Raw genomic sequence first — 23,392 nt, forward strand, 5'->3', positions numbered from 1 at the left:
TTGGTCATCATGACAATTCAATCGCCTGCTGACGTTCCTGCAAACTCATGCCATAGCGATACCAGAAAAATGCGGCAAACAACCACAGCGTCAACAATGGAATCGCCAGCATCAACAAACGCACCCGGGCTTCAAAAAATAAATCACCGGTCGGGATCATGCGCACCATGATCCACTGCGAATTGGCCAGCGGTCTGGTCAGAAAATGCATGCCGTCACCATCAACCCAACCCGGTTGATCGCGACTGACTTTTTGCGCGGACTGTTGCAATTGCACCGGCATTCGCTCCAACCAATGCTCGAGTCGTGTCGCGGTTTCCACCGACTGGCGCGAATCAGCCAGAATGCGCATTTCCTCATCCAGGATCATCGTACGCTCCGGCGCGCTCGATTGCCGCGCCAGTTGCATCGACAAAAACGATAAGCGCACATCGGTAGAGACTGCCCCGAGCACCTCGCCGCGATGACGAACTGGCGCCGACAGCGCAATAACCCAACCGGCACCCGCCCGATCACGATGCGGCGGCCGCCAAATCGGCGCCTGCACTGTCGCCAATTCGGCAATCGCCTGACGACGGCGCTCAATTGGCAAATAGCGCTCATAGAACGTAGCAAGGTTGGCGACCTCGGCATCCTCAAGCAGGCCATGATAATTCCGGTACGGGAATATCGAGGTCAGGCGATTGACGAATGAAGTGTAGTAGGACCACTGCAAAGCGCTGTCGCTCAAATGATTGGCGGCCGAAATCGGAAACAGGGTTTCGACGACGCGCAGCTCTTTTTGTATCGATTGCGTGGTTGGATTGCCGAGCAAAAACACATTGCCGAACTGGGCCTGCGGGCTGTGTTGCTGCCAGCGGTCTAGCGTATACACATCACTGTTTTCAGCGCCTTCGGGCGGCGCCAGGTGTTGCAGCAATTCGCGCGGTGGCTCGAAGTTATGCAGGTTCAGTTGCGCGACTTGCTGCAATTTGCGTACATGCATTTGCAGTTGGCTCAGCATCTGTTCGAAATCCACTGCCATCTGCTCGGTTTGTTGCAGATACTGCTCGGACAATTGCTGATGATGGTGCTGATAATGCAGTTGCAAACCGTAAGCACCAGCCAACAGCAGCAAGACAAACAAGAGCAAACCACGCCGTCGCCACTGCACCGCCGTCATGATCAGGACACCTGGGCCGCCAAGCGCTGACGCAGCGCTTCAAACAACGACACACCGGTCGCGACCGAGACGTTCAAGCTGCTGACACTTCCCTGCATCGGAATATTGACCAAGGTATCGCAGTGTTCACGCGTCAAGCGGCGCATGCCCTCGCCTTCGGCGCCCATGACCAGCGCCAGTTTGCCGATCAGCGGAGCCTGATAAATCGACTGCGTTGCTTCACCAGCCGTGCCGATAATCCAGATGTCGTTGTCTTTCAATAAGCGCAGCGTGCGGGCCAGATTGGTCACGTAAATCAGCGGCACCCGTTCTGCGGCACCGCAGGCCACTTTGCGCGCGGTGGCGTTCAAGCTGGCAGATTTGTCTTTCGGCACGATAACGGCATTGACACCAGCGGCATCGGCAGTGCGCAGGCAGGCGCCGAGGTTGTGCGGGTCGGTGATGCCATCGAGCACCAGCAGAAAAGGCTCCGGCGTTTTCGCCAGCAAATCCTCGAGAAAATCTTCGCGCAGCGTCGGCAGCGCTTTGACCTCGGCAACAATGCCCTGATGCACGGCACCGTCAGTCATTTGATCCAGCACGCGCCGCTCTTTGTACTCAATGCGCAAGCCCAGTTGCTTGGCTTGTTGCAACAGGGACTGCAGCCGTTTGTCGTCGCGTGACTCTGCCACTACGATTTTCAACACCATTTCTGGCGTGGTCTCCAACAAGGCGCGCACTGCATGCACGCCAAAAAGCGTTTCAGCCATGGTTCTGTTTTTACCGTCTCTGTATTAACGTTTTCGCAAGCGCTTTTTCTGCTTGCGCACCGCCGTCGGCGCCGCCTTGCGTTTGCTGCCTTTGCTGCTGCCTTTACCGGACTTACCAGCACTGGATTTGCTTGCTGACGATTTTCCTGCCTTCGGCGCACGAGGGCGCTGACCGCGCTCCTGATCCAGCATGTCGTCCTTATCGGCCGGCATCACATCCCGATCACGCGCCATCGCCTTGCGAATCGATGCGAGCCGGCGAGCGCGCATATCTTCTTCGGTCAATTCCTGATCGTCGCTGCTGCCGGCGGTATCCGCCTTGCGCATAAAATGAAAATCCATTTTGCGTTGATCGAGGTCGACATCAGCAACACGGATGATCAGCTTGTCGCCCAATCCAAAACGTTCGCCGGTGCGCTCGCCTTTCAGGATTTGCCTAGCACCATCGAAATGGTAGTAATCGTTGCGCAGACTGCTGACATGCACCAAGCCTTCAACAAAAATTTCATCGAGTTCAACGAACAAACCAAAGCCCGCCACCGAGGTGACCTTGCCCTGATAGGTTTCGCCGATTTTATCGCGCATGTATTCGCATTTCAGCCAGCTGGTGACGTCTCGACTGGCCTCATCGGCGCGGCGCTCGGTCATCGAACAACTGCTGCCCAGTGCTTCCAGCTCGGGGTTATCGTAATGCACGGCGCCGTCGTTGCCGATCATCTCCCGATCGGCTTTGCTGAGCACGGCTTTGATTGCCCGGTGCACAACCAAATCCGGATAGCGGCGAATCGGTGAGGTGTAATGGGTGTAGGCGGCAAGCGCCAAGCCAAAATGGCCATTCAATTCCGGTTGATAGATGGCCTGCGTCAGCGAGCGCAGCAACAGCAATTGAATATTGTCGGCATCCGGCCGCTGCGCGACACGCGCCATCAGCAGCGCATAATCTTTCGGCGATGGTTCATCGCCACCACCGAGATAAAGCCCGAGCGTCGAGAGCTGTTCACGCAGCGCTTCCAGCTTGCGCTGGTTCGGCCCTTCGTGCACGCGGTACAGCGCCGGCATTTCCGCCTTGTGCAGAAATTTCGCGGCCGCGACGTTTGCCAGGATCATGCACTCTTCGATCAGCTTGTGGGCGTCGTTGCGAATCATCGGCACGATTTTTTCGATTTTCCGCTCCTCATTGAACACTACCCGCGTTTCCCGGGTTTCCAGTTCAATGGCGCCGCGTTGCTGACGCGTTTCTGCCAGGCATTTATAGAGTTCATGTAATTCGCGGATCGACGGCAGCAGTTTTTGCTCAGCATCATTTTGTGGCGGCTCGTTATTCAGCAGCGCCCAAACGCGGGTGTAAGTAAAGCGATTGTGCGAGCGCATGACCGCCGGATAAAACCGGTAGCTCGATAAGTTACCGGCTTCGGATACGGTCATTTCACAACAAAGACACAGCCGGTCAACATTCGGTTTCAGCGAGCACAAACCGTTGCTAAGTAGTTCCGGCAACATCGGAATGACAGCGCCCGGAAAATACACCGAGTTGCCGCGCTTTTGCGCTTCTTCGTCGAGCGCGGTATTGAGCCGGACATAATGGCTGACATCGGCAATCGCCACCCACAGCCGCCAGCCACCGCCCCGTTTGCGTTCGCAGTAAACGGCGTCGTCAAAATCCTTGGCGTCTTCACCGTCGATGGTGACCAAAAACTTGTCGCGTAAATCGATACGGCCGGCCTTGTCGTGTTCGGCAACAACCGGTTTCAGCGCAGCAATTTCATCTTCAACCGCTGAGGAAAATTGATGCGGCAAATCGAACTGGCGCAGCGCCACTTCGATTTCCATGCCGGGCGCCAAGTGATCGCCGAGCACTTCGACCACCTTCGCCATCGGCTGGGCATGGGCATGGCCGCGCTGGGTCAACCTCGCGACGACCATTTGCTGAGGCTTGGCGCCGCCTTCTTCACCGGGCGGCACAATAATGTCCTGCGCAATCCGGGCATCGCTCGGCACGATATAAAAGATGCCGCGTTCCTGCTGCAGCCGACCGACAATATGGCGCGGTTCTTCCTCAATGATTTCGACGATGATCGCCTCGGTGCGCCCGCGTCGGTCTTTGCCTTGCGCGGCAACCAGCACCCGATCACCATGCAGCGCCTTGCGCATTTCGCGGGCGCTGAGCACCCAGTCGTCGCCGCCTTGATCGAGAATGGCAAAACCGGAACCGTCACGAATGGTTTCGACCCGGGCCGGTTTCAGATCCATCTTGTCCGGCAGACACCACAGTTCGCGCCGGTTCTTGACCAGCTGCCCGGCCCGCGCCATCGCATGCAGCCGGCGTTCGAGGGCGATTTCGTGTTCCTCACTATAGAGCTGCAGGCCATTCATGATCGCCGGAAACGGCAGCGGTGTGCCTTTCTCGGCCATGAAGCTCAGGATGAATTCGCGGCTGGGAATCGGGTTGTCGTATTTGGCCGCTTCGCGGGCGTAGTGGGGGTCGGTCTTTCGTTTACGTGGCATCAACGTCCATTCTTTGTGGCTATCTCCGTAAACAGTGTATAGCAGTTGGGCGTCATTTACGTTCGTCCAATGCCGCTCACAGGCCGAATTGACAAGGCAAAAGGCCGTCGGTATAGTGCGCGTCCTCCAAGCCCAGGTGGCGGAATTGGTAGACGCACTAGTTTCAGGTATTAGCGGGGAAACCCGTGGAGGTTCGAGTCCTCTCCTGGGCACCAAATTAAGTACTATTGATGTTTCATCAAGTCTAAAAACCCGCTGATTTGCGGGTTTTTTTACGCCTGTATCGTCCTAGCTCGTCCATCAATTTCCATTGCAATCTGGGTAACTTCTGGGTAACTTTCTGGGTAACTTTTCAGTTGTTGCCAGTAGGGACGTGCCGCCGATGGCGCGAAAGCCTCTTACCAGCTCCCGTCAGGTGGAAACGGCCAAACCGGAAGCCAAGCCATATAAGCTGAACGCTTTGGATGGTCTCTTTTTGGAGGTGCTACCCACCGGCAGAAAGCGCTGGCGATTCCGCTACTTCTTCCTCGGCAAAGAGAAGATGTTATCCCTCGGAATCTATCCAGCGATTGGCCTTCAGGATGCAAGGGGCGCACGCGACAACGCCAAAAAATTACTCGCGTCTGGTAAAGACCCAAGCGCCGAACGTCGGGAAGAGAAAGCTGCCTTACGCGAAGCACATGCCAACACCTTTAAGGCCGTCGCTTCTGAATGGATAGCACGGCAAACCGACAAAGCCCCGAGCACAAGAAACAAGAGCCAATGGTTACTCCAATTCGCCATTGACGCATTCGGCCGTTACCCAATTTCTGAGATTACACCCCGCATTGTCCTGGATACCTGCCGGGAGCAAGAGGCGTTAGGCAAGTTGGAAACTGCGCACCGCATTAAGGTTAAATGCGGGCAAGTCTTCCGATACGCCATCGGAAAAGGCCTTATAGATAGTGACCCTACTCGCGACCTTCGCGGCCAGTTAAAGACACCGGAGGTCACTCACAGGGCTGCCATCACCGACCCAGCAAAGGTTGGAAAACTACTCTACGACATTGATCAATACCAAGGGCAGCTGGAAACGATATGCGCACTTAAGCTCGCACCATTGGTTTTCATTCGACCGGGCGAGCTGCGATCCGCTCGCTGGGAGGACATTGATTTGAAGGCCGCTCTCTGGAGCTATACCCCGCCCAAAACCCGCCGCCAAACAGGCACCGAACATTTGATCCCATTACCCAAACAGGCTTTGGCCATTTTTCGGCAACTCCAGGCCGTCAACGGCAAATGCCCATACGTATTTCGTAGCAGTGGCAAAGAAGGTTACCTGTCAGAAAATGCGGTGTTAAATGCACTCCGTCGAATGGGTTACGGAAAAGGAATAATGACCGGTCATGGCTTTCGCGCTATTGCCCGTACGCTGCTGGCTGAACGACTGAAGTACCCGGTAGAACTAATCGAAATGCAGCTGGCCCATCGTGTGGCCGACATGCATGGCCGTGCATATAATCGCACCGCCTTTATTGAAGACCGTACCACGATGATGCAGGAATGGGCCGATTATTTGGACACCCTGAAAGCCGGTGCGGAAATCACACCGCTTCCCGTGAAACACAAGAAAAACCTTTAAGGATTTAACGGCATGAACGTCGCCTTGCACACCCTATTGGACACCTTTCGCCAACACGCCAAAACAGAGCGTGAGAAAGGCAATTATTTTGAAAGGCTGGTCAAAACATACTTGCTAAACGAACCCAGTTACAAAGACTTGTTCAATGGCCAGGTCTACTTATGGGAAGAGTGGCGTGTCCACTGCATGAAAAGCGGCCAATCCGATCCGGGCGTAGATGCGGGTATTGATCTGGTCGCGGTTGAATACGTTAAAGAAAATCCACGTATTTTCGCGATTCAAGCAAAATTCTATGACGAGTCAGCAAAAATCCGTAAAGGCGATGGCATAGATTCATTCTTTAGTGCCATGGGCAAAAAGCCTTATACCAACGGTTTATTGTTTCTCACGACATACAGCGCCAGCCATCATGTGCTTGAGCTGGTACAAGCGCGTGATAAGCCGATCAACATCATTTCCCTTTCCGATCTGGAAACGAGCGTTATTGATTGGAGCCAGTATCAGCCAGAAAAGCCACAGACAATAAAGCCGAAAAAGTCCCTTCGTGACCATCAAAAAACAGCCGTACACAAAGTCATCGCCGGACTAAAAGAATCTGACCGGGGCAAGCTTATTATGGCCTGCGGTACAGGAAAAACCTTTACCAGCCTGAAGATCGCTGAACAACTGGCCGGCAAAGGTGGTCGAGTGCTGTTTCTCGTACCAAGCTTATCGCTGCTTTCCCAAACACTTACGGAATGGACGCAAGAGAGCGAAACGCCGTTGCACAGCTTTGCGGTGTGCTCCGATAGCGATGTCGGGAAGAAAAAGGACGCCGATGACGTACAGATGCTCATGCATGAGCTTCGCTACCCGGCGACAACGGAGCCAAGGCGTTTAGCAGAAGAAATGACCAAACGCCACGACGACCAACACATGAGTGTGGTGTTCAGCACCTATCACTCAATTAACGTCATCAGCGAAGCGCAGAAAGACTACCACCTGGCCAACTTTGACCTAATCATTTGCGACGAGGCACATAGGACTACAGGCGCCACATTCGAAAGTGAAGACGAAAGCAATTTCGTTAAGGTCCACGACGCAAACTTCATTCGGTCTACAAAGCGTCTCTATATGACGGCGACGCCGCGAATCTACGGAGAGCTTGCAAAAGCCAAGGCAGAAAGCGACAACGTCGCACTCTGTTCAATGGATGACCCAGCGCTATACGGCAGGGAACTGCATGTCATTACTTTCTCTGAGGCCGTACAGAGGGGGCTACTCTGTGACTACAAAGTACTGGTGCTGTCGGTCGAAGAGAGTCACATCAACCGTCGCCTGCAGGAACTATTCAAGGATGAGGATAATCAGTTAAAAGTTGATGACGCGGCCAAGATTATCGGATGTTGGAAAGCGTTGGCTAAGCAAGGCATGGCCGAAAATCTCTCTGGCGACACCGACCCGATGAAACGGGCCGTGGCATTTTGCCAGGTCATTGAAGCCAACTATAAAGGCAAGACGCACAAAGTAAGCTCAAAAAACATCGCTGCGATGTTCCAAAAGGTTGTCGAGGCTTATCAGGAACAAGAGGAAATCGAACCCGCTGCCCAGCTTATTTGTGAGGCGGAACATATCGACGGTAGCATGAATGCCAGCGAAAAGGAGTCAAAGCTTCAGTGGCTCAAGGCCGAAACTCCAGAAAATACCTGCCGAATCTTATCTAATGTTCGATGCTTGAGCGAAGGCGTTGACGTGCCCGCGTTGGACGCCGTGTTGTTTCTTACTCCACGTAATTCACAAGTTGATGTAGTACAGTCTGTCGGACGGGTTATGCGTAACGCCCCGGGTAAAAAACGGGGTTATGTCATTCTGCCAGTAGTTATCCCGGCTGGACTGGAGCCGCATGAAGCCCTGAACGACAACAATACCTACAAAGTTGTATGGCAAGTGTTACAAGCATTGCGCTCACACGATGACCGCTTCGATGCCATGGTCAATAAAATGGACCTGGATTTGAACAGGAAAATCATGTCGAAAATGGAAGTTATTGCCATTACCGACAAGATTCAACCCAAACAAAGAAAAGCAACTGGAACAACCAACAGAGAAAGTGGAAAAGGCCAATACGGCATTGGCAAACAATACGACAAGCCTGGCCAAATAACCCAGAATTACGAACTAGCCTATGAGGTGGGAGAGATCGAACGCGCCATCTACGCCAAAGTAGTGGAAAAATGCGGCAACCGCCACCATTGGGAAGACTGGGCCAATGACATCGCAAGAATTGCGAACACCCACATTGACCGAATAAAAGGAATTCTGGCTAATCCTGAAAACAAAAATGAAATTAAAGCATTTAACGAGTTCGCTACGGAACTACGAGATGACCTGAACAATAGCATTTCGGATGGCGACATCATTGAAATGTTGGCTCAACATCTCATCACTAAACCTGTATTTGATGCACTCTTTGCTGATTACAGCTTTACCAGCCACAACCCGATGAGTCAGGCGATGCAAGGCGTACTAGATGCATTGCAAGAGCACCGACTAAACAAAGAGGCGGATACCCTGGAGAGCTTCTATGCCAGTGTAAAAATGCGCGCAGAAGGCATCGAAAGCGCACAGGGAAAACAAAAAATCGTAGTCGAGCTTTACGATAAGTTCTTCAGAAATGCCTTTCCTAAAATGACAGACCGTCTGGGTATTGTTTATACCCCAGTTGAGGTCGTGGACTTTATCATTCAAAGCGTTAATCACATTCTGAAAACTGAGTTTGGACAAACTCTCGGCAGCAAAGGCATTCATATCATCGACCCTTTTACGGGAACGGGCACATTTATAACCCGTCTCTTGCAGAGCGGTTTAATCAAACCAGAGGAACTGCCTCACAAGTATTTGCATGAAATTCACGCCAATGAGATCGTGTTATTGGCCTACTACATTGCAGCCATTAATATCGAGTCAGTCTATCACTCACTTGTTGGGGGTGACTATCAACCATTTGAGGGAATCTGTTTAACAGACACCTTCCAGATGTACGAAAAAGAAGACCTAGTGGACGCACTTCTGGTAGACAACAGTGCTCGTCGCAAACGTCAGAAAAAGCTAGATATTAGGGTAATCATCGGTAATCCGCCTTATTCCGCAGGGCAAACCAGCGCCAACGATAACAATCAAAATGTTGCGTACCCAGGTCTTGATGAGCGTATTCGTTCGACTTATGCCGAACGCTCAAAAGCAACTTTAAAAAATGCACTGTACGATAGCTACATACGCGCCATACGCTGGGCCTCTGACCGAATCGGCAGCAGCGGCGTCATAGGCTTTGTCACCAATGCGGGCTTTTTAGAAGCCAATACTGCTGATGGGCTTCGCAAATGCTTAACAGAAGAATTTTCCAGTATTTATATATTTCATCTTCGTGGCAACCAACGCACCCAAGGTGAACAATCACGCAAAGAAGGTGGCAAGATTTTCGGTAGCGGCAGCCGCGCTCCCATAGCCATTTCCCTATTGGTAAAAAATCCCGCAGCCACACAGCAAGGTCACATCTATTTTCATGACATTGGCGACTATTTAAAGAGAGAGGAGAAACTAGAAATAATTAGCGCTTTTGCCAGCATCGAAGGCATTACAGAAGCCGGCGGCTGGCAAGCCATTACGCCTAACGAGCATGGTGATTGGCTAAGCCAGCGCGATGACAGTTTTAGTGAATTCATAGATTTAGGCGATAAAAAGTCTCCATCGAATGTACTTTTTAGCAACTACTCTTCCGGAGTGAAAACAAACCGTGACGCCTGGTGTTACAACGCGAGCCAAAATTCGGTAAAAATTAACATGGAGAATATGATCAACTTTTATAACAGCGAGGTGAGTAGGTTTCAGCATGCATTAAATGGAGCGGACGAGACCTTTCCTAGTAAGTCGATCAATGACTTTATTAATACAGACCCTACAAAGATAAGCTGGGACCATGCCCAAAAAATCGGTGTAGAGAGGGGACGACTCGGCAAATTCACAGAGAGCCATATCGTGAAAAGTCTCTATAGACCATTTACAAAAAACTGGCTTTACTTCGATAGATTTTTTAATAACCGTGTTTATCAAATGCCCCGAATTTTCCCTGATGCGGAAGTAGAAAATTTGGTGATTTGTGTTTCAGGAGTTGGGGCAAGATCGTTCTCTACATTGATTACCGATACCTTACCCTGCTTAGATAACATAGAGAAAGGCCAGTGTTTTCCGCTTTATCTTTATGAGAGTGCGGAAAGCGGCAATGAGCAAGAATCGGACGAGTCTACCCAAGAAGAGATTTTCGCTAACTCTAATGCTGCGGAAGCAAGTGGATATACCCGTAAAGAAGCGCTTACCGATGAAGGCTTAGCGCATTTCCAGAAAGCTTATCCTGGCGAAAAGATCAGCAAGGAAGACGTGTTTTTTTACGTTTATGGCTTGCTGCATTCTCCTGATTACCGCGAACGCTATGCCGACAATTTAAGCAAAGAGTTACCGCGAATTCCTTGCGTTAAAAAAGCCAGCGACTTTTGGCGCTTTAGTAAAGCGGGCCGCGAGCTAGCTACTCTTCACGTCAATTACGATTCGGTGAAGCCTTATCCGGTAAAGCTGGAAGTAAGCGGGAAACGGAGCATGAAGCAGCTTGAAGAAAGCGACTACCGCGTTGAGAAGATGAAATTTGCCAGCAAGGGCGATAAATCCTCGGTCATATATAACGCCCATATCACCATTAAAGAGATTCCTGCTGAAGCCTGGGAATATGTCGTCAACGGAAAGGCAGCTCTCGACTGGGTCATGGAGCGGCAATGCGTTAAAACAGACAAAGCCAGCGGAATTGTCAACGATGCTAATGACTGGGCTATTGAAACAATGGGCAATCCTAAATATCCGCTTGAGCTTTTCCAGCGTGTGATTACCGTAAGCGTGGAAACGATAAAAATTGTAACGGCACTTCCTAAGCTAGATATTTAACAATCATTGCCGTAAAGGGGAGCTTCTCCCCTCGCTTCTGAATGGAGATTAGATCAAATGGAATATCCTGATTGGGTGCCTGAGTCAATTTTGGCCATGCATAAGAAGCGAACTAGCGACGAGTACAAAAAAAGAGAGTTTAGAATCAAGCCTCCGGACGAGCTGATTGACGAAATTGAGCAGATTCATAATGTAACGCTGTCGAAAGAAAATGCTGAAACCCTTCGAAAAGAGCATTACAGAAGAGCAATATTTGGTGGGTTGTCAGACGATGAGAGTTTGGCCTTGTTGGAAAAGTTGATCTTTAGCCTCAACATGAAAGGTGCGTGGACTGCTCTTTCCAAGCGCCATACTGACAACCGAACTAGTCCATGGTGGTTCTTTACTGCATGCGACAGAGCGATCTGTGGGTGGCGAGGTAGTAACAAGCGCACTACCTCAGAGCACAAGGCGTTCTACCAAGAAATTGTAGATACGGCTATTAAGCTCAATTCACTGCTGAGAAATGCGGAAAAATTTGATGGTTACTCGATAAGTCAGGAAATCGATGACGAATCTATTCATTGGCTTATCGATGTTCTAGACATCCATTATACCATTCCTGGCAATGATGATCCGGGTGGCGAGTACGTTAGATACTGTATTTCCGAAGTACTCCCGTCAGTTCCTTACATGCTCGACGACATCGCCAAAAAAGCAATGGCATTTAAGAATGAGACTGTAATAGTTAAAAAGCCAAACTCACAGAACGCTCAAATTCATTACTTCATTCGCTTCCTATCAGATTATTGCCAAAGCAAGTACGGGCAACCACTTCACGACGTTGTTGCGACCACTACCTCGGTAGTTTACGACCTCCCAAACTGCGATGACGACTACGTACGCAAAATCGTAGCACCTTAAAACCCGGAGGATTTTTGTCTGGTTAGGGGCAAAAAGCTCCGGGGAGATTTCCTCTTGAATTTGTAAGTTTTTCGACCTCTCATCGCACTTGGAATACCAAGTGAAATAGCTGCATGTTCACTGGCATCTAAGAGAATGCATACATGCACAAGACAATCTACAGGCTTCCAGCAGTAAAAATCGAGTCTGGCCTTTCCCGTTCAACATTGTACCTACGCATTGCGCAGGGGCTTTGGACCAAACCTGTTTCTTTGGGGGGACGCACTGTTGGTTGGCCGGCATGCGAAGTGACCACCCTTAACGCAGCTCGGATCGCAGGGGAATCAGACGATGCCATTAGGGTCTTAGTGCAAAAGCTAGAAGCCAAGCGCAAGGCATCCCAGTGAGCGAAAAGCAAGGGAGACGCCCGCGCCCAAGCCCTAACCGAGTCAAGATACATCGCAACTACACGGTCGAAGAAATAGCCGAGTTGTTTGGTGTCCATAAGAACACGGTTCGCGAGTGGATTAAAAAAGGCTTGCCGCTATGTGATAAGCGGCGCCCCGTTATCATTCTTGGTAGCGCGCTAAGAGAGTTTCTAAGCACGCAGAGAAGCAGCAGGAAACGACGTTGCAAACCGGGGGAGCTGTATTGCCTGAAGTGCCGGGAGCCTCGAAAACCTGCTGGTGATATGGCTGAGTTTCGACCAGTCACGGATAGCGTTGGAAACTTGTTGGCCATTTGCACGGTATGCGAAACCATCATGAATCAGCGCATCAGCTTGGCTCAATTACATAACTTGAAGGGCAAAATCGACATCGCTTTCACGCATCCACATAGACATATAGGGGATAAGCAATCCCCCTGCGTAAACAGTGACTTCAAAGTGGAGGCTGAAAAATGAATAAGTACCACCCTGAAAATGAACGAATCAAACGTGATTACTTCTGCTATTTGAAAGAGGCAAAACGCCAAAGCGACCAGACAGTCGATGCGGTCGCCAAGGCTTTGGCACGATTTGAAGCCTACAACAAATGGCGGGACTTTAAAGCTTTTCAGCACCAGCAAGCGGTCGCATTTAAGCAGCACATGACCACGCAGAAAGGTCCGACTGGTGAAAAACTCAGTAAAGCAACACTGCATGCAACCATGGCGCACCTAAAGCGCTTTTTCCAGTGGCTTGCCTGGCAGCCGGGCTATAAGTCCCGCATTCAGTATTCTGATGCCGAGTACTTCAACCTCTCAGAAAAGGACGTTCGGGTTGCAAAGGCCAAACGGGAAAAAGCTGCGCCAACGCTGGAACAGATCCAGCATGTCATTGGGTCAATGCCACGCGATACTGAAATCGAACGGCGTAATCTTACGGTTATCGCCTTTACCCTACTGACCGGGGCACGAGACGGGGCCATTGCATCCGCGAAATTGAAGCATGTCGATTTAGCGGCAAGAACTTTTTTTCAGGACGCCAGGGAAGTGAATACCAAGTTCAGCAAGACATTCACTACCACCTTTTTTCCTGTTGGGGAGAGTATCGAAGAAATTGTCTCCAGTTGGGTTAGGTACCTCCGAGATGAAAAGCTCTGGGGGCTTGATGACCCGCTGTTCCCCGCAACGGCAGTGGAGTACGATCCCGCATCAAAGCAATTTGAGGCAACTAGATTGTCCCGAAAGGCGTGGAGTAGCGCCGCACCTATCCGCGCCATATTCAAAGAGGCCTTTACGAAAGCGGGCCTGCCCTACTCCAACCCGCACAGCTTTCGGGATACTCTAGTCAGATTGGGAGAACAGATATGTCAGAGCCCGGAAGATTTCAAAGCATGGAGCCAGAACCTGGGGCATGAAAAAGTGCTGACAACGTTTTACAGCTACGGCGAGGTTCCCCCTCGGCAGCAGTCAGACATCATAAAACGGCTCGGGCAGCCTCGGACCGACAATTTTTCTTTGGATGCTCAAGCAATAGCCAAGGCAGTTGCAAAAGAGATGGTGGCTTTGGGTAATAGTAAGTAAATTCTGGGTAATAATCCGGGTAACAATAGTGACGTAGCCAGCCTTTGCTTTATATATCAATATGTTGCCGAATTGGTTAAAGTCCTCTCCTGGCACCAAATTGAAAAACCCGGTTTAGCCGGGTTTTTTTACGCCTGCCGAATCGTCACCGGCATTGTTACAATGGCGCCACTTTTCGCTGGCTGCTGTCCTCTTCGTGAAATTTCGCCCGCTTACTGCGCTGTTCTGCTGTCTGTTGCCACTACTCGGGCAGGCTACGGAACGCCCAAAAATCGGCGTCGCGCTATCCGGTGGCGGCGCCCGCGGCGGTGCCCATATCGGGGTGCTGAGGGCGATTGAAGACGCGCAAATCCCGATCGATTGCATCGCCGGCACCAGCATGGGCGCGACAGTCGCCGGCATGTATGCCGCCGGGTATTCGATTGATGAAATTGAAAAATCGTTTCGCGAGCTGAATTGGTCGGTTGGCTTTACCGACAAAACCCCACGCGCCGAACTCAGTTACCGGCGCAAGCAGGACGACGCCGGTTTTCTGGTCGATTTCGATGTCGGCATTCGCGAAGGCGAGATCTCGCTGCCGCGCGGCGTGCTGGTCGGCCAGTCCTTGAACCTGCAACTGAAGCTGCTGACCACCCGGGCCCGCCATATTCATGACTTCGACCAACTGCCGATTCCGTTTCGCGCCATTGCCGCCGATTTGACCACCGGCGAAGCCGTGATTCTGAAAGACGGCGATCTCGCCGATGCGCTGCACGCCAGCGCGGCGATTCCCGGCGTCTATGAGCCGGTCGAACGCGATGGCCGCTTGCTTGTTGATGGCGGCGTCGCGCAAAACCTGCCGGTGGAAACCGTGCGCGAACTCTGCGCCGATATCGTCATTGCCGTCGATATCTCGACACCGATGCGCAACAAAGATGAGCTGAATTCGCTGGTCGATGTGCTCGATCAATTGTCGAACATGCTGACCCGGCGCAACACTGAAGCCAGTATCGCCACGCTACAAGCGCCGGACGTGCTGATTCGCCCGAACCTCGCCGATTACAGCGCCAGCGATTTTCTGCGCATGGGCGCCATCATTGAAAGCGGTTATCAAACCGCCTCGGCCGCCATCGACAAGCTCGAACCGATTGTGGCGCTGACCGGGCGCGTACCGCGCGAACTCGCCAACAATGGTACGCCGCCGGTTCGGGTGCAGAAAATCAAACTCGACAATCAGAGTCAAGTCGATGACGTCGTCATTCTGACCCGGCTGAAACATCATCTCGGCAAGCCACTGGATCAACAACAGTTACATACCGATCTGGCCCGATTGCACGGCACCGGCTATTTCGGCTTTATCGATTACCGCATCAATGTCGATGAGTTCAATCAAGCGACAACGGTAATCGAAGTCAACGACCATCCACTCGGTCCGCATTTTCTGCGTTTCGATGTCGCCATTGAGGATTCTTTCCGTGGTGATAGTGAATTCACCATCGGCGCCCGCCATACTTACATGCCGACCAATGCGCTCGGTGGCGAATGGCGCAACGAAGTGCAATTCGGCGACCGCGCGCGCATTTTCACCGAATGGTTTCAACCGTGGACTTACAACGGCAACTGGTTTTCCGGTCTGAGCCTGGAATGGCAACGCCGCAAAATCAATCTGACCGATGGCGAACGTATCCTCGCCGAACTGAAATACACCGGCACCGAAGCCAAACTCTACGGTGGCTATCAGTACCTGACCAATGCCCATGTGCTGGCCGGTATACGCAGTGGTACCGGTGACTTAAAAGAACGCATCGGCATTACCGATATCAACATCCCGGATTTGGATACCGGTGAAGTATTTGTCGAAATCGGCTTCGACAAACTCGACCATCGTTATTTTCCGCAACATGGCCGATCCGGCACGCTGAATGTTGCTCGCGGACTGCAGGCGCTCGGCGCCGATGAGGAATACGATAAATGGACCTTGAACTGGTTCCAGGCATCCACGCGCGGCCGTCACACCTTCGGTTATCAGGTATTGGCCGGCAGCTTCGTTTCTGATGTCGCGCCATTACAAGAAAATTATGAGCTTGGCGGCTTCTTGCGCTTGAGCGGTTTCAATCGCGCCGAATTGGTCGGCCCGCATATGCGCTTGTTCAACGTTTACTATTTGAATCGCCTGAATACCAAAGCCAGTGCCGCGCTCGACACACCCATTTTTCTCGGCGCATCCGTTGAACTCGGCAATATCTGGCAGCAACGCGAAAACATCAGCGTTGATGACACGGTGCTGGCCGGTAGCTTGTTCCTTGGCATGGACACAACGTTCGGGCCACTGTATCTCGCTTATGGCGTCAACGATCAGAATCGCGACGCTTTGTACCTGTTCCTCGGCTCACCGTTCTGATCCGAAATCGTTTTTTCCTTTGACTGGATTCATTCCATCTTGAGCACGCTGAACCTGTTCATCATTTCCACACTGATCTGGGGCACCACCTGGATCGCCATTACCTTTCAAATCGATGGTGTGCCGCCAGAAGTATCGGTCAGCTACCGATTTGCCATTGCCACCGTACTGATGGCCGCGCTAGCCTGGTTCAAGCGCTCGAAAATCTGGCTGACCTGGCAGCAACAGCGCTGGATGTTCCTGCTCGGCTTTCTTTACGCCATTAACTATTTGTTCGTCTATCGCGCCGAAACACAAATCAGCTCCGGCTTGGTCGCTGTCGCCGGTTCCGCGATCCTGTTTTTCAATATCATCCTGGCGCGCTTCTTTTTTGGTCACGCTATCAGTCGTGAATTAGCAATTGGTGCGCTGTTCGGTTTCACCGGTATCGTCATTCTGTTCGCACCCGACGTACTGGCATTCTCGACACAGCATATTTACGGCGTCAGCTTTTCGCTGATCTCGGCGTTCGGCGCCTCCTGCGCCAACATGGTCGCCCAGCGCAACAGCAACGAAGGCATTTCGATCACCGTCACCAACGCCTGGTGGATGTTTTGGTGTGCCGTTATCACTGCGATCGCAGTACCATTAACAGGCAACGAATTTACCATTCCGACGACAACGAGCTTCTGGCTGGCGCTGTTTTACCTGGCTATATTTGGTTCGGTGATCGCGTTCAGCGCCTACCTGACGCTGTTGAAACGATTGGGCCCAGGCCAGGCCGGGTACGTCGCCGTACTGACACCAGTGGTCGCCTTAATTGTTTCAACGCTGTTCGAAAATCTGCGTTGGCAATGGTCCATCTATCTTGGCGTGGCGTTCATCATCGCCGGACAGATGTTGATTATTCATCATCGGTCGAGAATGAGCGCAGCGCCTGCAACACCGATTGAACCGGACAAAAATCACCAGACATGATTGCTGAGCACTACATTGAGTATTTGCGCACGCTGATGCCAGAGTCACGGGTAGCAGATACCTGTGCTGCACTGGCAACACCGCTGCGTCCGTCATTGCGCGCCAATACATTGCGGGCGAAGCCAGCCATCGTGAAAGCACTGCTCAATGAGATTGGCGTCGGCAGCAGCGAAATTCCCTGGTGGCCGAACGCCTGGTGGTGGCAAAACAAATACCCCGAAGACGAGTTCAAGATTGGCTGGACCGTAGAACATCAGGCCGGTGCGTTGTATGTGCAGGAAGCCAGCTCGATGTTGCCGGTCGCTGCACTGAAACACGTCATGCCGAACAAACCGAAACTGGTGCTTGATATGTGCGCGGCACCCGGCTCAAAAACAACGCAGCTCGCCGATTGGCTGGGCAACGAAGGCTTGATCGTCGCCAATGAACTGTCGTCATCACGTTTGAAATCGTTGGCGGCCTCGCTGCAACGCTGTGGCGTGATCAATACTGCGCTCAGTCATCAGGACGCGCAAGCTTTCGGTGCGCAAGCGCCGGCTTGCTTCGATGCGATTTTGCTCGATGCACCTTGCACTGGTGAGGGCACCCACCGCAAAGATCCGAACGCTTTGAAAACCTGGTCGCTGACGTCGGTTCAACAAACTGCCGAATTGCAAAAGCGACTTATCGAATCCGCGTTTCAGGCATTGAAGCCGGGTGGCGTACTGATTTACTCGACTTGCACACTGAACCAATACGAGAACCACCAAGTTTGCCAACATCTGTTGGAAGCCTATCCCGAACAAATTAAGACTATCTCGCTACAAGATTTATTTCCCGGTGCAGAGAAAGCAGTTACACCGGATGGTTGGTTATGGATATTGCCGCAGCTGTTCGATTGTGAAGGTTTCTTTGTTGCGGCTTTTCGTAAACAAGGCGAGCTATTGGAAACGACGCATCAGCAACAAGCCATCAGGCTGGAAAAGTCGGTTCGGCAACAAGCGGAAGACCTAGTGCAGCAAACCTTTGGCCAAGCTATCGAGAACCTTGAACATCGTTTACTGCTGAAAAACGATCAACTCTGGTTGCTGCCTGAAAACTTGCAGCAGTTGCCCAACAGTCTGCGCCTGAATCGAGCCGGTGTACCAATCATCGAGCGCAAAGGCAAAGTCTGGCGGCTTTGTCATGAAAGCACGCTGGTGTTTTCTGTGGAGTCCACGATTCCACTGAGCCGACAACAAGCGTCAGAGTATTTGATGGGTCGAGATCTGGAACTGGCAGCAGAAAGCGGAGACGAGAGTGTCGTTTCGTTCAATGATATCGTGCTTGGACTGGCAAAGCCGGTGCGTAATCGATTGAAAAATCTTTATCCAAGAGAGTTCGTTTCGGATCGCATGATCTAAGCATTTTCGCCAGCGCTAAAACTTTTGGCGTCGCGGCTCAATATTCGCCATCGTCTGGCTTTTCCTCTACCTCAAGCTCGCCTGGGTTGTGCGCCAACTCACCATCTACTTTCAGTGGTGGATAGGGCAGTCCGTGCTTCTGGCAATAAGCCGACACACGTGGATGCAACCATTCGGTCATCAACTTTTGATATAGCTCATCGTCGAGTTGTAGCGAATCATAGAAACCCTTTTCTCGGCGTTGCCGCTCGGCTTCGTACAACACAATAGCGGTAGCGACCGAGACATTCAGCGACTGCACCATGCCATCCATTGGGATGATGACATGATGATCAGCAGCAGCAGCGGTCGCTTCCGATACGCCGAACTTTTCCGCGCCGACGATGATACAAGTCGGTTTCGTGTAATCGATTTCGCGAAAATCAACCGAGCGGTCGCTTAACTGTGTGCAAACTAACTGCATGCCTTGGGCGCGTAAGACTTTTGCCGCCGCATCGATATCCGGATGTGTATCGACCCGAACCCATTTGGTGGAACCGCTGGTAGTGTTATTGCCGAGCCGTAGGCGTTTGCTCGGCGCAATCGCGTGCGCGTGGCCGACACCGACTGCGTCGCAGGTGCGCACAATCGCCGCAAGGTTATGCGGTTTATTGACTTCGTCCATCAGCACCGTCAGGTCTTTCTGACGTTTATTCAGGACAGCTTTAACTTTGGCGTAACGTTCTGGAGTCATTTGAACAATTTCAGTGGGTTAATAGCAGATTTTTCAAACCTCAAAATATGAGGTCTGATTCATTGGCCCCCTCTCCCCAGCCCTCTCCCACAAGGGGAGAGGGAGGAAACAGAAAAGGCTTCGAGAAAAAATACTTTTTCGTTTTTTCGTTCGAAGGCAGCAATATCGAAAAGAAAAAACGGGGCCCCCGTATGCGCCAGCCGGCAGCGATAGGATGGAGGCCGGGTACAACCGCAGGGATAGCGGTTGTAGCGCTGTTGAGGCATGGATGCCGAGTCAGCGCGGCCCGAGCTGGAATCCTGTCGATGCCGGAGCGGCCTGGTCGAAGCAACGAAACTCACCTGGCGCTTCGGGGCGTGCTTCTTTTGCCTACTTTTCTTGCACGAGCAAGAAAAGCAGGGCGACCGCCGGGGCGCATCCCGGCAAAGGTTGGAGTCGAAAAGTTTTCTAAGGAAGAGTATCGATCACGGAAAAACCCAACCATCCCTCATCCCTGCCCTTCTCCCTCTGAAGGGAGAAGGAGTAGATAACAACCCTCTTCGAGAAAAATAGTGCGGCGACTACGCCAATACCATCACCCCTTCAATCTCCACTCTCGCCCCACGCGGCAATTCCGAAACACCCACCGCCGCACGCGCCGGATACGGCTCCTGAAAATACTCCGCCATGACCTTGTTCACTTCGGCAAAGTGCGACAAATCGGTCAGGAACACATTCACTTTGACGAAATCTTTCATGTCACCGCCGGCGGCCTGGGCAACGGCTTTCAGGTTCTTGAATACCTGATGCACTTCCTCGTTGAATGAAGCCTGCTTCATTTGCATCGTCGCCGGGTCGAGCGGGATTTGTCCACTCAGGTAAACGGTGTTACCGACTTTGACCGCCTGCGAGTAAGTGCCAATGGCTTTCGGGGCGTTATCCGTGGCAATGATTTCTCGTTTCATCGTTTGCTCCTTGATGCACTTAAGGGTTTTGTTTGTCGGCCATCACGCGATGATGACGGATGATACGGTTGGTTTCTTTCATCGCTTTGACGCGACGAATAATATTGGCCAGGTGCAAACGACCGCGCACCTGCACCATAAAGACAATCGTGTTGTAACTGCCGTCACGCGGATCGATTTCCAGGTTGACGATATTGGCTTCTTCGTCGGCTATCGTCGCGGTTAATAGTGCCAGCACGCCACGACGATTGACGACATCCACTTCGAGTTCCGCGATGAATTCGCCTTTGACGTCTTTTTCCCATTGTAGCGGCACGATCCGATCGGGCTGATTGGTGAACTCCGCGGTATTCGGGCAGGAATGCATGTGCACCATGATGCCGCGACCGGCCATCAATACACCGACGATCGGATCGCCCGGAATCGGGCAGCAGCAGCGGGCGTAATTGACCAGCATGCCTTCGGTGCCGCGAATGGTCAGTGGGTGTTCTTCCTGTTCCTGTTTGCGAATGACATGACGCTCTGGATCGAGTCGGTGCGCAATGGCAATCGCTGGAATTTGCCCGATACCAATATCGGCCAATAAATCATCGAAGTTCTTATGGCGAGTATCGTGCGCGACTTTTTCGCGGTCGGCTTCCGAAAACTGCTCAACGTTTTTCTCACTGAGCGCGTTATCGAGCAAGCGCTTGCCCATCGCAATCGATTCTTCGCGCCGCTGGTTTTTCAGGAAGTGACGAATATTGGCGCGGGCTTTACCCGTGGCAACAAAACTGAGCCAGGTCGGGTTTGGCCGCGCACCGGGCGCCGTAATGATTTCCACCGTTTGGCCATTGCGCAATGTCGTCGACAACGGCGTTAACTGCCGATCGACTTTAGCGGCGACACAAGCATTGCCGACATCGGTATGAATCGCGTAAGCGAAATCGACCGGCGTGGCGCCAACCGGCAATTCCATGATGTTGCCATTCGGTGTGAATACGTAGACTTCGTCCGGGAACAAATCGATTTTGATGTTCTCGACGAACTCCATCGAGTCGCCAGCGCGCTGCTGAAATTCCATGACCGAGCGCAGCCATTCGCGAGCACGCGATTCAGCCGGATGCGGCTGACTGCCTGATTTGTATAACCAATGCGCGGCAACGCCATTCTGCGCCATTTGGTCCATCAGCTCGGTGCGGATTTGCACTTCGATATGCAGACCATGCGGACCTTTCAGCGTCGAATGCAGGCTCTGATAACCATTGGTTTTCGGAATCGCCACGTAGTCTTTGAAACGACCGGGCACCGGTTTATATAAGTTGTGAATTTGCCCGAGAATCCGATAACAACTGTCTTCGTTGTCGGTGACGATACGAAAGCCATAGATATCCATGACTTCCGCAAAGCTATGCACTCGCGTGCGCATTTTTTCGTAAATCGAAAACAGCGTTTTCTCACGACCCAGCACTTTCGCGTTGATGCCGGCGTCGGCCAGCTTGCGTTCAATCGATTGGGATATGCCGCTGATGATTTCCTTGCGATTGCCGCGTGCTTTTTTCACCGCCTGGCGCAGCACTTTGTATCGGTAAGGATAAAGCGCCGCAAAACCAAGTTCTTCCAGTTCCTGACGAATGGCGTACATACCGAGCCGGTTGGCGATCGGCGCATAGATTTCCAATGTCTCTTGCGCAATACGGCGACGCTTCTGCGGCGTCAATGCGCCCAGCGTTTGCATATTGTGCAAGCGGTCGGCGAGCTTGATCAGGATGACCCGGATATCCTTGGTCATCGCCATCATCATTTTGCGGAAGTTTTCGGCCTGGGCTTCAGCTTTGGAACCGAACTTGATTTGCGTCAGCTTCGAGACGCCTTCGACCAGATCGGCGACCTGCTGACCGAATTGCTCGACCAGCGATTCCTTGCTGACGCCACAATCTTCGATGACATCATGCATCAGCGCCGCCATGATGCTCTGGGCATCGAGGCGCATGCTGGCCATGATGCCGGCAACAGCTACTGGATGGGTGATATACGGTTCGCCGGACGAGCGCGACTGGCCGGAATGAGCATCCCGAGCCAGTTCATAGGCTTTGGCGATTTGTTCGATTTGCGCTGGGTCCAGATAACTCTCGACCTGTGCGCGTAAGCCCTGGAATAACTGCACCTAATGGAACCTCCGGGGCCTGGCGGATCAATCCAGCGAGAAGTCCGGGGTTTCCTCGACCACTGGCGCCATCTGCACTACCCGCTTTTCTTCCGCTTCGACGAAAGCCGCATCGATTTTGCTGCTCTCAATCTCGCGAATGGCGACGACGGTCGGCTTGTCATTGTCCCAAGCAACCAGCGGCTCTTTGCCACCAGTGGCCAGTTGCCGGGCGCGCTTGGCGGCCAACAGCACCAAATCAAAGCGATTGCCGACTTTCTCGACAGCATCCTGGACGGTGACACGCGCCATGCTCAAAAACCTCTTTACTGAATCGAATGGAAATTAAGGGCCCGAACCGCGTCGGGCCGGCGATCTTACCTTAAGTATGGTCCGGATCGCCATGATCGTCACGACCGGTCTCCCAGGCCATTGGATTGACCCGGCCGCACGCCCCTGACAAGCTACTGACAGAACGTTGTCAGCAAAGCCGGTGGAAACTCATCCCCAGCCCCCGGTAGCAAGGCTTCGCTGTCTGGGGCGCTTTTCCCCTTCTGACAACTCAAGGAGTTCCACATGCAAGACGCGAAATCCCCGAGCAGCCTGCCAGCCATCACCTGGTTCGAAATCCCGAGCAGCGACTTCGAGCGTGCCATCCGCTTTTACCAGACGATGCTGAACGTCGAGCTGAAGCGCGACGAGATGAGCGGCATCGCGATGGCGATGTTCCCGGTCGAAGACCCGCAAACCGGTGGCGCCGTCGTTCATGGCGCCCCCTACAAGCCCTCCGCCGATGGCGTCTGCCCGTATCTGTATACAACCGATCTCAGCGGTGCGCTGAGCCGGGCGGCAAGAATGGGTAGCGAAATCGTCATGCCAAAAACCTTCCTGACCCCGGAAATCGGCTACATCGCCTTGCTGATGGACAGTGAAGGCAATCGCATTGGCCTGCATTCGTTTGCGGATAGCTAACCCTC

At 52.4% G+C, this 23,392-nt stretch carries 17 protein-coding genes and 1 tRNA gene; 11 read left to right on the top strand and 7 right to left on the bottom strand.

The annotated features are described in order from the left end of the window. Positions 1–7: 7 nt before the first annotated feature. Genes E2H98_RS06770 through rnr form a run of 3 tightly spaced genes read right to left on the bottom strand, consistent with a single transcriptional unit; the run spans position 8 to position 4,416 of the window. On the bottom strand, positions 8–1,162 hold the full coding sequence (locus E2H98_RS06770) for a cache domain-containing protein (RefSeq protein WP_133588609.1): 1,155 nt from the start codon (positions 1,160–1,162) through the stop codon (positions 8–10). Between the two features lie 2 nt (positions 1,163–1,164). Next, positions 1,165–1,911 carry a 23S rRNA (guanosine(2251)-2'-O)-methyltransferase RlmB gene (rlmB, locus tag E2H98_RS06775; RefSeq protein ID WP_133588607.1) on the bottom strand — a complete coding sequence of 249 codons (747 nt, stop codon included), beginning with the start codon at positions 1,909–1,911 and terminating at the stop codon, positions 1,165–1,167. Between the two features lie 24 nt (positions 1,912–1,935). Next, positions 1,936–4,416 (bottom strand): ribonuclease R, encoded by a 2,481-nt coding sequence (rnr, locus tag E2H98_RS06780; protein WP_133588605.1) that lies wholly within the window; start codon positions 4,414–4,416, stop codon positions 1,936–1,938. Positions 4,417–4,546: 130 nt separating this feature from the next. Between rnr and E2H98_RS06785 the strand changes: the two genes are divergently transcribed. The 10 genes from E2H98_RS06785 (at position 4,547) to E2H98_RS06830 (ending at position 18,613) form a co-directional block, all read left to right on the top strand. Next, positions 4,547–4,631: transfer RNA gene (locus tag E2H98_RS06785), tRNA-Leu, on the top strand. A 167-nt stretch (positions 4,632–4,798) separates the two neighbouring features. Beyond that, positions 4,799–6,037, top strand: coding sequence for a tyrosine-type recombinase/integrase (locus E2H98_RS06790; protein WP_133588603.1), 1,239 nt, complete (start codon positions 4,799–4,801; stop codon positions 6,035–6,037). Positions 6,038–6,049: 12 nt separating this feature from the next. Continuing rightward, the gene (locus E2H98_RS06795) at positions 6,050–11,005 is read left to right on the top strand and encodes a DEAD/DEAH box helicase (RefSeq protein ID WP_133588601.1); all 4,956 of its coding nucleotides are present in this window, start codon (positions 6,050–6,052) and stop codon (positions 11,003–11,005) included. Positions 11,006–11,062: 57 nt separating this feature from the next. After that, positions 11,063–11,908, top strand: coding sequence for a hypothetical protein (locus E2H98_RS06800; protein WP_133588599.1), 846 nt, complete (start codon positions 11,063–11,065; stop codon positions 11,906–11,908). A gap of 143 nt (positions 11,909–12,051) precedes the next feature. Continuing rightward, positions 12,052–12,294: a helix-turn-helix transcriptional regulator gene (locus E2H98_RS06805; protein WP_133588597.1), complete on the top strand. Its 243-nt coding sequence runs from the start codon at positions 12,052–12,054 to the stop codon at positions 12,292–12,294. Further along, a complete protein-coding gene (locus E2H98_RS06810; protein WP_133588595.1) occupies positions 12,291–12,791 on the top strand; it encodes a helix-turn-helix domain-containing protein in 501 nt (166 codons plus the stop codon). Before E2H98_RS06805 ends, E2H98_RS06810 begins: the two co-directional genes overlap by 4 nt. Beyond that, a complete protein-coding gene (locus E2H98_RS06815; RefSeq protein ID WP_133588593.1) occupies positions 12,788–13,894 on the top strand; it encodes a tyrosine-type recombinase/integrase in 1,107 nt (368 codons plus the stop codon). The genes E2H98_RS06810 and E2H98_RS06815 overlap by 4 nt, the downstream gene beginning before the upstream one ends. Positions 13,895–14,090: 196 nt before the next feature. Continuing rightward, on the top strand, positions 14,091–16,274 hold the full coding sequence (locus tag E2H98_RS06820) for a patatin-like phospholipase family protein (RefSeq protein ID WP_162848153.1): 2,184 nt from the start codon (positions 14,091–14,093) through the stop codon (positions 16,272–16,274). 39 nt (positions 16,275–16,313) lie between these two features. Further along, on the top strand, positions 16,314–17,231 hold the full coding sequence (locus E2H98_RS06825; protein WP_133588589.1) for a DMT family transporter: 918 nt from the start codon (positions 16,314–16,316) through the stop codon (positions 17,229–17,231). Further along, entirely contained in the window at positions 17,228–18,613 is a 1,386-nt protein-coding gene (locus tag E2H98_RS06830) for an NOL1/NOP2/sun family putative RNA methylase (protein ID WP_133588587.1), read from the top strand. The genes E2H98_RS06825 and E2H98_RS06830 overlap by 4 nt, the downstream gene beginning before the upstream one ends. A 37-nt stretch (positions 18,614–18,650) precedes the next feature. Here the strand turns inward: E2H98_RS06830 and trmH are convergent, their stop codons facing one another. The 4 genes from trmH to rpoZ form a co-directional block, all read right to left on the bottom strand. Continuing rightward, positions 18,651–19,346, bottom strand: a complete 696-nt coding sequence (trmH, locus tag E2H98_RS06835) for a tRNA (guanosine(18)-2'-O)-methyltransferase TrmH (RefSeq protein ID WP_133588585.1) — start codon at positions 19,344–19,346, stop codon at positions 18,651–18,653. Positions 19,347–19,906: 560 nt separating this feature from the next. Further along, the gene (locus E2H98_RS06840; RefSeq protein ID WP_133588583.1) at positions 19,907–20,290 is read right to left on the bottom strand and encodes a RidA family protein; all 384 of its coding nucleotides are present in this window, start codon (positions 20,288–20,290) and stop codon (positions 19,907–19,909) included. Between the two features lie 19 nt (positions 20,291–20,309). Continuing rightward, entirely contained in the window at positions 20,310–22,436 is a 2,127-nt protein-coding gene (gene spoT, locus E2H98_RS06845) for a bifunctional GTP diphosphokinase/guanosine-3',5'-bis pyrophosphate 3'-pyrophosphohydrolase (RefSeq protein WP_133588582.1), read from the bottom strand. Positions 22,437–22,463: 27 nt separating this feature from the next. After that, on the bottom strand, positions 22,464–22,727 hold the full coding sequence (rpoZ, locus tag E2H98_RS06850; RefSeq protein ID WP_133588580.1) for a DNA-directed RNA polymerase subunit omega: 264 nt from the start codon (positions 22,725–22,727) through the stop codon (positions 22,464–22,466). A 264-nt stretch (positions 22,728–22,991) separates the two neighbouring features. Here rpoZ and E2H98_RS06855 point away from each other — a divergent pair, with 264 nt between their 5' ends. Beyond that, positions 22,992–23,387: a VOC family protein gene (locus tag E2H98_RS06855; RefSeq protein WP_133588578.1), complete on the top strand. Its 396-nt coding sequence runs from the start codon at positions 22,992–22,994 to the stop codon at positions 23,385–23,387. Positions 23,388–23,392: the final 5 nt, after the last annotated feature.

It is taken from the genome of Permianibacter aggregans, assembly GCF_009756665.1.
Taxonomy (GTDB): domain Bacteria; phylum Pseudomonadota; class Gammaproteobacteria; order Enterobacterales; family Permianibacteraceae; genus Permianibacter; species Permianibacter aggregans.

What these genes read in the sequence shown, in the direction of transcription:
- E2H98_RS06770 (WP_133588609.1), bottom strand. Translation starts at nt 1,162, where the DNA reads ATGACGGCGGTGCAGTGGCGACGGCGTGGTTTGCTCTTGTTTGTCTTG.
- rlmB (WP_133588607.1), bottom strand. Translation starts at nt 1,911, where the DNA reads ATGGCTGAAACGCTTTTTGGCGTGCATGCAGTGCGCGCCTTGTTGGAG.
- rnr (WP_133588605.1), bottom strand. Translation starts at nt 4,416, where the DNA reads ATGCCACGTAAACGAAAGACCGACCCCCACTACGCCCGCGAAGCGGCC.
- E2H98_RS06790 (WP_133588603.1), top strand. Translation starts at nt 4,799, where the DNA reads ATGGCGCGAAAGCCTCTTACCAGCTCCCGTCAGGTGGAAACGGCCAAA.
- E2H98_RS06795 (WP_133588601.1), top strand. Translation starts at nt 6,050, where the DNA reads ATGAACGTCGCCTTGCACACCCTATTGGACACCTTTCGCCAACACGCC.
- E2H98_RS06800 (WP_133588599.1), top strand. Translation starts at nt 11,063, where the DNA reads ATGGAATATCCTGATTGGGTGCCTGAGTCAATTTTGGCCATGCATAAG.
- E2H98_RS06805 (WP_133588597.1), top strand. Translation starts at nt 12,052, where the DNA reads ATGCACAAGACAATCTACAGGCTTCCAGCAGTAAAAATCGAGTCTGGC.
- E2H98_RS06815 (WP_133588593.1), top strand. Translation starts at nt 12,788, where the DNA reads ATGAATAAGTACCACCCTGAAAATGAACGAATCAAACGTGATTACTTC.
- E2H98_RS06830 (WP_133588587.1), top strand. Translation starts at nt 17,228, where the DNA reads ATGATTGCTGAGCACTACATTGAGTATTTGCGCACGCTGATGCCAGAG.
- trmH (WP_133588585.1), bottom strand. Translation starts at nt 19,346, where the DNA reads ATGACTCCAGAACGTTACGCCAAAGTTAAAGCTGTCCTGAATAAACGT.
- E2H98_RS06840 (WP_133588583.1), bottom strand. Translation starts at nt 20,290, where the DNA reads ATGAAACGAGAAATCATTGCCACGGATAACGCCCCGAAAGCCATTGGC.
- rpoZ (WP_133588580.1), bottom strand. Translation starts at nt 22,727, where the DNA reads ATGGCGCGTGTCACCGTCCAGGATGCTGTCGAGAAAGTCGGCAATCGC.
- E2H98_RS06855 (WP_133588578.1), top strand. Translation starts at nt 22,992, where the DNA reads ATGCAAGACGCGAAATCCCCGAGCAGCCTGCCAGCCATCACCTGGTTC.